This is a genomic window from Rudaea sp. (assembly GCF_036383415.1).
Lineage (GTDB): Bacteria > Pseudomonadota > Gammaproteobacteria > Xanthomonadales > Rhodanobacteraceae > Rudaea.
In genome coordinates this window covers 1-9,337 of record NZ_DASVOK010000278.1, presented here as the reverse complement: position 1 = coordinate 9,337, position 9,337 = coordinate 1, and the positions used below count along the sequence as shown (strand labels likewise).

Annotated in this window: 6 protein-coding genes and 1 tRNA gene; all 7 read left to right on the top strand. The window is 65.6% G+C overall.

Annotation, left to right across the window (positions count from 1 at the left end; translation table 11 throughout):
- Positions 1-1,921 (top strand): DUF4118 domain-containing protein (locus VF497_RS10500; RefSeq protein ID WP_330888410.1); only part of this gene is annotated, 1,921 nt, incomplete at its 5' end.
- Positions 1,918-2,622 carry a response regulator gene (locus VF497_RS10495; protein WP_330888408.1) on the top strand — a complete coding sequence of 235 codons (705 nt, stop codon included), beginning with the start codon at positions 1,918-1,920 and terminating at the stop codon, positions 2,620-2,622. The genes VF497_RS10500 and VF497_RS10495, both read left to right, overlap by 4 nt.
- 251 nt (positions 2,623-2,873) lie before the next feature.
- Complete coding sequence (gene fusA / locus VF497_RS10490; RefSeq protein ID WP_330888405.1) at positions 2,874-5,018, top strand: elongation factor G; 2,145 nt, start codon at positions 2,874-2,876, stop codon at positions 5,016-5,018.
- Between the two features lie 142 nt (positions 5,019-5,160).
- Positions 5,161-5,877 (top strand): YebC/PmpR family DNA-binding transcriptional regulator, encoded by a 717-nt coding sequence (locus VF497_RS10485; protein ID WP_330888403.1) that lies wholly within the window; start codon positions 5,161-5,163, stop codon positions 5,875-5,877.
- A gap of 65 nt (positions 5,878-5,942) precedes the next feature.
- A tRNA-Arg gene (locus VF497_RS10480) sits at positions 5,943-6,019 on the top strand.
- A gap of 24 nt (positions 6,020-6,043) precedes the next feature.
- Complete coding sequence (locus VF497_RS10475) at positions 6,044-6,892, top strand: cyanophycinase (RefSeq protein ID WP_330888401.1); 849 nt, start codon at positions 6,044-6,046, stop codon at positions 6,890-6,892.
- Between the two features lie 78 nt (positions 6,893-6,970).
- On the top strand, positions 6,971-9,337 hold a 2,367-nt coding region (gene cphA / locus VF497_RS10470; RefSeq protein ID WP_330888399.1), incomplete at its 3' end, for a cyanophycin synthetase.

Sequence of the window (9,337 nt, the reverse complement as noted above, 5' to 3'; positions counted from 1 at the left end):
GTCCGAACGCGTGGTGCGCGCTGCGCGCCGGCTCGCGACCGCGCTGCATGCGGGCTGGATCGCGGTCTACGTCGAGACGCCCGCGTTGACGCGGCTGCCACGCGCGGCACGCGACCGCGTCATCACGAATCTGAAACTGGCTGAAGCTCTCGGCGCGGAAACAGCGAACCTTTCCGGCGAATCGGTCGCGAGCGAACTGCTCGCCTACGCGCGCCGGCGCAACGTCAGCAAGATCATCCTCGGCAAGCCGAGCCGCCCGCGCTGGCACGACCGGCTGCGGCCTTCGCTCGTCGACGAAATCGCGCGACGCAGCGGTGCGATCGACGTCTACGTGATCTCCGGCGAAGCGGGCGAACAGACCACGCAGCCGCGGCGTCTGCCGCGGCGCACGAGCCCGTGGCAGTCGTACGCGCGCAGCGCCGCCGTCGTCGCCGCGATCACGCTGGTCTGCGAACTGCTGTATCCCTATGTCGAGCTGACCAACCTGGTCATGCTCTACCTGCTCGGCACCGTCTACGTCGCCGCGCGCATCGGTCGCGGGCCGTCGGCGCTCGCGGCGGTGCTGTCCGTGATGCTGTTCGATTTCCTGTTCGTGCCGCCGATCTACTCGTTCGCCGTTTCCGATGCGCAGTACCTGATCACATTCGGGGTGATGCTGGCGACGGGTCTCGTCATCAGCAACTTTGCCGCGCGCGGCAAGCGCCAGGCTGCGGTTGCGCGTGCGCGCGAGCGCCGCACGAACGAGCTGTATGCGTTGAGCCGCGAACTGGCGCAGTCGCGCAACGTCGACGAGCTTGGCCGCATCATGATTCGCCACATCCTCGCCGATATCGATGGCGAAGCGGCCGTGCTCCTGCCCGATGCGCAGGGTCGCCTGCTCGACCCGGCGCACTTTTGCACGCGTGGCACCGCGACCGCGAATGCGCCGCGCTATCCCGTGCCCGGCAACGATCTCGGTATCGCGCAATGGGCCTACGACCATCGCCAGAAGGCGGGACGCAACACCGACACGCTGGCCAGTGCCGATGCGATCTACCTGCCGCTCAACGCGCTCAAGCGCTGCATCGGCGTGATCGGCCTGCGGCCGAAGGATCCGTCGCGACTCGATGCGCCCGAGCAGATGCAACTGATCGAATCCTTTGTCAACCAGGCAGCGGTCGCGATGGAGCGCGTACAGCTCGCCGAGACCGCGCAGGCCGCCGATGTCGAGATCGAATCGGAAAAGATGCGCAACGCGCTGCTGTCCTCGATCTCGCACGATTTCCGCACGCCACTCGCGAGCATCATCGGCGCGACCTCGACGCTGCTCGACGAATCGGCTGCAGGCATCGACGCGGCGCGACGCAAGACCCTGCTCGGCGCGGTACTCGACGAAGCCAGCCGCCTGCACCACCTCGTCGACAACCTGCTCGACCTGACCCGGCTCACCGCGGGCAAGCTCGCGCTCAAGCGCCAGTGGGTGCCGCTCGAGGAAATCGTCGGCGCCGTGCTGCATCGCCTGCAGGCCGCGCTGGCCGGACGCAGGATCAGCGTCAATGTGCCGACCGACCTGCCGCTGCTGCACGTCGACGAGGTGATGCTCGGGCAGCTGCTGTTCAACCTCGTCGACAATGCGCAAAAGTATACTCCTGCCGGCAGCGCGATCGAAATCGCCGCATCGGTGCAGCGCGGCGAAATCGTCGTCAGCGTGCGCGACCATGGTCCCGGCGTGCCTGCCGGCGAGGAAGAGCGCGTGTTCGACAAATTCCAACGCGGCCAGGCGGAAGGCGCGCAGAGCGGATTCGGCCTCGGCCTCAGCATCGCCAAGGCCATTGTCGAAGCGCACGGCGGCGAAATCCGCGCGCGCAATTACTCCATCAGTCAGGGCGGCGGCGCCGAGTTCCGTTTCAGCCTGCCGCTCGCGGCGGAGCCGCCGGCATGAGTACCAACGGACCGCGCGCGACCGTGCTCGTGATCGAGGACGATCCACAGATCGCGCGCTTCCTCGCCACCGCGCTCGACGCGCACGGCTATGCGCTGCACGTTGCCGCGAACGGCCACGACGGCCTGCGCGAGGCAGCGCTGCGCCAGCCCGACATCGTCATCGTCGATCTCGGCCTGCCGGACATTTCCGGCCTCGAAGTGATCGCGCGCCTGCGAGAGTGGTACACGCGCTCGATCATCGTGCTCTCGGCGCGCAGCCGCGAAACCGACAAGGTCGGTGCGCTCGATCTTGGTGCCGACGACTACCTGACCAAGCCGTTCGGCATCGGCGAACTGCTCGCGCGCCTGCGCGTGGCCGAACGCCATCGTGCAAAGAACGAGAACGCGGAATCCGAAGCGCGCATCGAGGCCGGCGACCTCGTCATCGACCTCGCCGCGCGCCGGGTCCAACGCGCCGGCACCGACGTACACCTCACCCCGATCGAATACCGCCTGCTCGCCGCGCTCGCGCGCCACCGCGGCAAGGTGCTCACCCACCGCCAGTTGCTGACCGAGGTCTGGGGCGCCGCGCACGTCGAATCGCCGCACTACCTGCGTATCTACCTGCGCGCGCTGCGGCACAAAATCGAGGCCGATCCGGCGCAGCCGAAACACCTGCTGACCGAGGTCGGTGTCGGCTACCGCTTCGCCGATGAATAGCCACCGCTGAACGGTTTGGCGGAAAACCCGCCCGCGCGAGCAAAACCATCCGAAATCCGGTATAATCAGCGAGTTGTGCGGCCCAACCGCCGCGATTGCCACGCATCGCACCGGCATTCCACGCCGCCGCGTCGCGTCAAACGACTTTCATGCGCCTTCGGCATCCTTAACCGGTTGCCGCGGGCTATTGCATTTCCGAGTACCCCGACCGCTTTCCGTTTTCCCAGTTCAAACCTTTACGAGTTACGACCATGGCCCGTACCAAAGACCTCAAGTTCTACCGCAACATCGGCATCATCGCGCACATCGACGCCGGCAAGACGACGACGACCGAGCGCGTGCTCTACTACACCGGCAAGAAGCACCAGATCGTCGACGTGCACGACACGAAGGACGGCAAGGGCTCGACCACGACCGACTACCTCGAGCAGGAGCGCAAGCGCGGCATCACGATCCAGTCCGCCGCCGTGTCGACCGAGTGGAAGGGCTACCAGATCAACGTCATCGACACCCCGGGACACGTCGACTTCACGATCGAAGTGAACCGCTCGCTGCGCGTCCTCGACGGCGCGGTCGTCGTGTTCGACGGCGTCGCCGGCGTGGAGCCGCAGACCGAAACCAACTGGCGCCTCGCCGACCAGTACCGCGTGCCGCGCATGTGCTACGTCAACAAGATGGATCGCATCGGCGCGAACTTCGGCCACTGCGTCAAGGGCATCCGCGAGCGCCTCGGCGCCAACGCCCTGCTCTGCCAGGTTCCGCTCGGCAGCCATGACGAATTCTGCGGCATGGTCGACCTCGTCGCGGGCGTCGGCTACAAGTGGGATTCGCACGACAAGGATTCGACCTGGGAAACGATTCCGCTCGACCAGGTCAAGGACAAGGTGAAATTCGCCGCGACCGCCGACAACGAGTGGGTCGCGAATCTGCCGAAGCTGCGCCAGGATCTGCTCGAAAGCGCGCTCGCGATGGACGACGAGGCGTTCGAGAAGCTGCTCGAAACCGGCGAGTTCGATCCGGCCGTGCTCAAGAAGTGCATCCGCAAGGGTTGCATCGAAGGCAAGCTCGTGCCGGTGTTCTGCGGCTCGTCGTATCGCAACAAAGGCGTGCAGCAGCTGCTCGACGGCGTCATCGATTACATGCCGGCGCCGGGCGAGAACGGCGGCATCGCGATGGTCGACGAAGACGGCAAGGCGATCGGCGTGCAGGAAGTAACCGACGACGCGCCGGCGCGCGCGCTCGCGTTCAAGGTCATCAACGACCAGTTCGGTACGCTGACCTTCGTGCGCGTCTACTCGGGTGTGATCAAGAAGGGCGACACGCTGCTCAACGTCACCCGCGACAAGAAGGAACGCATCGGCCGCATCGTCGAAGTGCAGGCGAACGCGACTAAAGACATCGAGGAAGTGCGCGCCGGCGACATCTGCGCGTTCGTTTCGATGAAGGATACGGAGACGGGCGACTCGCTAAGCGATCCGTCCAAGCCGGCCCTGCTCGAGCGCATGCGCTTCCCGGACCCGGTGATCTCGGTTTCGGTCGAGCCGAAGTCGCGCAACGACATCGACAAGATGTCGACCGCGCTGTACAAGATGGCCAAGGCCGACCCGTCGCTGCGCCTGCAGGTCGATCCGGCCACCGGCCAGACCGTGCTCAAGGGCATGGGCGAATTGCATCTCGAAGTCACGATCGACCGCATGCGCACCGAGCTCGGCGTCGAAGCAGTGATGGGCAAGCCCAAGGTCAGCTTCAAGGAAAAGTTCGGCCAGACGGTCGAGCACATCTACACGCACAAGAAGCAGTCCGGTGGTTCGGGCCAGTTCGCCGAAGTGAAAGTGCGCTTCGAGCCGACCGAACCGGGTACCGGCGTCGAGTTCGTCGACGAGATCGTCGGCGGCCGCATCCCGCGTGAGTACATTCCGTCGGTCGACTTCGCCGTCAAGACCGAGTCGAAGAAGGGCCAGATCGCCGGCTACGAAGTCGTCGACTTCAAGTTCACCCTGCTCGACGGCAAGTTCCATGACGTCGACTCGTCCGCGCTCGCGTTCGAAATCGCCGGCAAGGCCTGCTTCCGCGAAGCGCACAAGATGTCGAAGCCGAAGCTGCTCGAGCCGATGATGAAGATCGAAGTCGTGACCGAAGCCGAGTTCCTCGGCGACGTGATCGGCGACATCAACCGCCGCCGCGGCCAGGTCAGCGACCAGGGTCAGAAGGGTCCGCAGGCGTTCGTCCAGGGCTTCGTGCCGCTGGTCGAAATGTTCGGCTACATCAACTACCTGCGCTCGGCCACACGCGGCCGCGGCAACTTCACGATGGAGTTCGACCACTACTCCGAAGTGCCGGCGAGCATGGTCGACAAGCTGATGGAAGACGAGAAGAAGGACAACAAGGCCGCCTGATTTCCGGTCCATGTCCACTAGCAAGGCCGGGCCCCGCCCGGCCTTTCTTTTGTCTGCTGCGTGCCCCCTTCCGAATCGAGGCGCAGGCAATCGCGGACATCGCTGATAAAATACCCACACCAGTCAATCTGCAGGTATCCCCATGGGCAGAGGCCCCAGCATCGCAGGTCGCAAGAACGCGGAAGACGCGCGCCGCGGCAAGATTTTCACCAAACTGATCCGCGAGATCACGATCGCCGCGCGTACCGGCGCCGACCCCGCAAGCAACGGGCGCCTGCGCGTCGCCATCGACAAGGCAAAAGCGGTGAGCATGCCGAGCGACACGATCGAGCGCGCGCTCAAGCGCGCCAGCGGCGCCGATGCCGCCGACATGCACGAGCTGCGCTACGAGGGCTACGGCCCGTCCGGCGTCGCCCTGATCATCGACTGCATGACCGACAACCAGCAGCGCACCGTCGCCGACGTGCGCAGCGCGCTGACCAAGCACGGCGGCAATCTCGGTACCTCGGGCTCGGTCGCATTCCAGTTCAAGCACCTCGGTGAGCTGGTCTTCGCGACGCCGGATTCGGCGAGCGAGGAAAAAGTCCTCGAAGTCGCGCTCGACGCTGGCGCCGACGACGTTCAGGCAGAGAACGGACAGAGCACCGTGCTGTGCGCCCCCGAGAACTACGAAGCGGTGAAGAAAGCCCTCACCGACGCCAAGCTCGAACCCGTGCACGCCGATATCGTGTGGCGCCCCGAGAACCGCGTCGCCGTTTCGGGCGAAGCCGAAGAAACCCTGCTCGATCTGCTCGACAAGCTCGAAGAGCTGGATGACGTGCAAGAGGTTTACCACAACGCGGCGTTGAACGAGGCGTAAGCGCTTTTTAGCTCGTCAGTCCCGCCTTGGCGGGAATGACGGTATTCTTTCCCTGAACTCGCTTCGGCCCGGTAGCTCAGCTGGATAGAGCGCGCCCCTCCTAAGGGCGAGGTCACAGGTTCAACTCCTGTCCGGGTCGCCATTTCTTCACTCCACCAGCCCAAGAATGTCACCAAGCAAAGTCATCGAAGGCGCCGAACGCGGCTGGATCGTGCCGATCGGCGGCGCCGAGGCCAAGCACAATGATGCGCGCATCCTCGAGCGGTTCGTCGCGCTGTGCGGCGGCCGCGACGCGGACATCGTCGTCATCCCGACCGCGAGCCAGCTCGCCGACACCGGTGCGCGCTACGAGGGCATATTCTCCGAACTCGGCGCCGCGCGCGTCACCGCGATCGACTTCGACACGCGCCGCGATGCCGAAGAGAAAAACCGCCTGCAGCGCATCGAACAGGCGAGCGGCATCTTCTTCACCGGCGGCAACCAATTGCGCATCTCGACCCTGCTCGGCGGCACGCCGATCGCGCAGGCGATTCGTGCGAGCAACGCGCGTGGGGTGCCGGTCGGCGGCACGAGCGCGGGCGCGAGCATCCTGTCCGAGCACATGATCGCGTTCGGCAAGGAAGGTTCCTCGCCGACGGCTGGCAGCGTGCGCCTCGCCCCGGGCCTCGGCCTGACCAACCGCTTCGTCATTGACCAGCATTTCCGCCAGCGCGACCGCCTCGGCCGCCTGCTCGCCGCTCTCGCCTACAACCCGTTCCTCGTCGGCATCGGTCTCGACGAGGACACCGCCGCCTTCATCAATCCGGACAATACGCTCGAAGTCGAAGGCTCCGGCGCAGTGACCGTGGTTGATGCGAGCGAAATGCAGTTCTCCTCGATGGATCAGGTCAGCGAGAACGAGCCGGTCTGCCTGCTCGGCCTCAAGGTGCATATTCTTGTCGCCGGGGCCACGTTCAATCTCGCCACGCGCACGGCGTCGGCCGGCTCGCTGGTATCGCCGAAGCAGACGCACTGAGTCGGCACGCCGATTGGCGAATCGCGCTTTTTGTGCTTTCCTTGGGGACAGGCCGTTTGCCTGATCTGGGGAATTGATATGCGCATACTCGACCGCTCCGTATACGTCGGCCCTTCGCTGTACGCGCACTTCCCTGTCATAAAGCTCGAACTCGACCTCGGCGAGCTGGAAAACTGGCCAACGGCGAAGCTCGGCAATGCCTTCATCGACGGCCTCGTCGCTGCCCTGCCCGGCCTGAAGGAACACGGCTGCTCGTATCGCGAACCGGGTGGTTTCATCCGCCGCATGCGCGAGGGCGAAGGCACTTGGCTCGGCCATGTGCTCGAACACGTCGCGATCGAACTGCAGAATGTCGCCGGCGAGGATGTCACCTTCGGCAAGACGCGCAGCATCAGCGACGCGCGCCCCGGCGTCTACACGGTCGTCTACGAATACGCGCAGCGCGAGGAAGGCATCGCCGCGGGCGACCTCGGCCTGCGCCTGCTCTGCTCGCTGTTGCCGCAGAATCTGCAACCAAAGGACAGCGTACCCACAGGCTGGAATTTCGCCGAGGCGCGGGACCAGTTCATCCGCTACGCGCAGCGGCGCGCGCTCGGGCCGTCGACCGCCTCGCTCGTGCGCGCCGCCGAGCAGCGCGACATCCCGTGGCTGCGCCTCAACGAACAGTCGCTCGTGCAACTCGGCCACGGCAAATACCAGCAGCGCATCCAGGCGACGGTGACGGGCCGCACTTCGCACATCGCCGTTGAACTTGCGAGCGACAAGGAAGAGACGAACAAGATCCTCGCCTCGCTCGGCCTGCCGGTGCCGAAACAGGAACTCGTGCGCAGCGAGGAAGGCGCGTTGCGCGCCGCGCGCCGCCTCGGCGGACCGGTCGTGACCAAGCCTTACAACGGCAACCATGGCCGCGGCATCACGATCGCGATCAGCAAGGACGAAGACGTGATCGCCGGCTTCAAGGCCGCGCAGGAACATTCGAACTCGGTCATCGTCGAAACCTATCTCGCCGGCGACGACCATCGCCTGCTCGTGGTCAATGGCGAACTCGTCGCCGCGACCAAGCGCACGCCGGGCCATGTCGTCGGCGACGGCACGCGCACGGTGCGCGAACTCGTCGACATCGTGAACTCCGACCCGCGCCGCGGCGTCGGCCACGAGAAGGTGCTGACGAAATTGCAGCTCGATCGCGAGGCGACCGTGATGCTCGAAAGCGCCGGCCTCACCTTCGATTCGGTGCCGGAAAAGGATCGCATCGTGCCGCTGCGCAAGACCGCGAACCTGTCGACCGGCGGCACCGCGACCGACGTCACCGACATCATCCATCCCGACAACCGCGACATGGCGGTACGCGCGGTGCGCGCGATCGGCCTCGACGTCGGCGGTGTCGACTTTCTTTCGCCGAACATCGCCGAAAGCTACAAGAGCATCGGCGGCGGCATCTGCGAGATCAACGCCGCGCCGGGCTTCCGCATGCACGTGAGCCCGAGCGAAGGCACGCCGCGCGATGCGGCCGGCCCGGTGATCGACATGCTGTTCCCGCAGGGCACGCCGTCGCGCGTCCCGATCGCGGCAATCACCGGCACCAACGGCAAGACCACGACTTCGCGCATGCTCGCGCACATCGCCAAGATGGCCGGCTACACGCCCGGCCTGACCACGACCGACGGCGTCTACATCGACGGCCAGCGCACGGTTGAGGGTGACATGACCGGGCCCGTGTCGACGCGCATGGTGCTCGCCGATCCGAACATCGATATCGCGGTTCTCGAAGTCGCGCGAGGTGGCCTGCTGCGCGCGGGCATGGGCGTGTCCGAGGTCAACGTCGCCGCGGTGCTCAACGTGCAGAGCGATCATCTCGGGCTCAAGGGCATCGACACGCTCGAACAGCTCGCCGAAGTGAAGCGCATTCCGGTCGAAGTCGCCAAGGATTGCGCCGTGCTCAACGCCGACGATCCGCACGTGCTCAAGATGTCGGCGTATACCGAAGCGAAAGTCATCTGCTACGTGACGATGAACCCCTCGCATGCGCTCGTGCGCGAGCATGTGCGCGCGGGCGGCCGCGCCTGCGCGCTCGAAGCCGGCGTCAACGGTTCGATGATCACGCTCTACGACAAGGGCAGCCATATCCCGCTGATGTGGACGCACCTGATTCCCGCCACGCTCGAAGGCCGCGCGTTGCACAACGTGCAGAACGCCATGGTCGCGGCCAGCCTCGCGTTCGCACTCGGCATCAAGCTCGACGCGATCCGCCAGGGCCTGCGCACGTTCGACACGACATTCTTCCAGGCGCCGGGGCGCATGAACGTGTTCAACGAGCATCCATTCAAGGTGCTGATGGACTACGGCCACAACGCGCACGCGGTCGGCGTGATGGCCGATCTCGCCGGTCGCCTCGACGTGAGCGGGCGCCGCATCGTCATCGTCGCCGGCCCGGGCGACCGCCGC

Bases quoted from the DNA above. Each gene is read 5' to 3' on its own strand.
- VF497_RS10495 (WP_330888408.1), top strand. From the start codon at position 1,918: ATGAGTACCAACGGACCGCGCGCGACCGTGCTCGTGATCGAGGACGAT.
- fusA (WP_330888405.1), top strand. From the start codon at position 2,874: ATGGCCCGTACCAAAGACCTCAAGTTCTACCGCAACATCGGCATCATC.
- VF497_RS10485 (WP_330888403.1), top strand. From the start codon at position 5,161: ATGGGCAGAGGCCCCAGCATCGCAGGTCGCAAGAACGCGGAAGACGCG.
- VF497_RS10475 (WP_330888401.1), top strand. From the start codon at position 6,044: ATGTCACCAAGCAAAGTCATCGAAGGCGCCGAACGCGGCTGGATCGTG.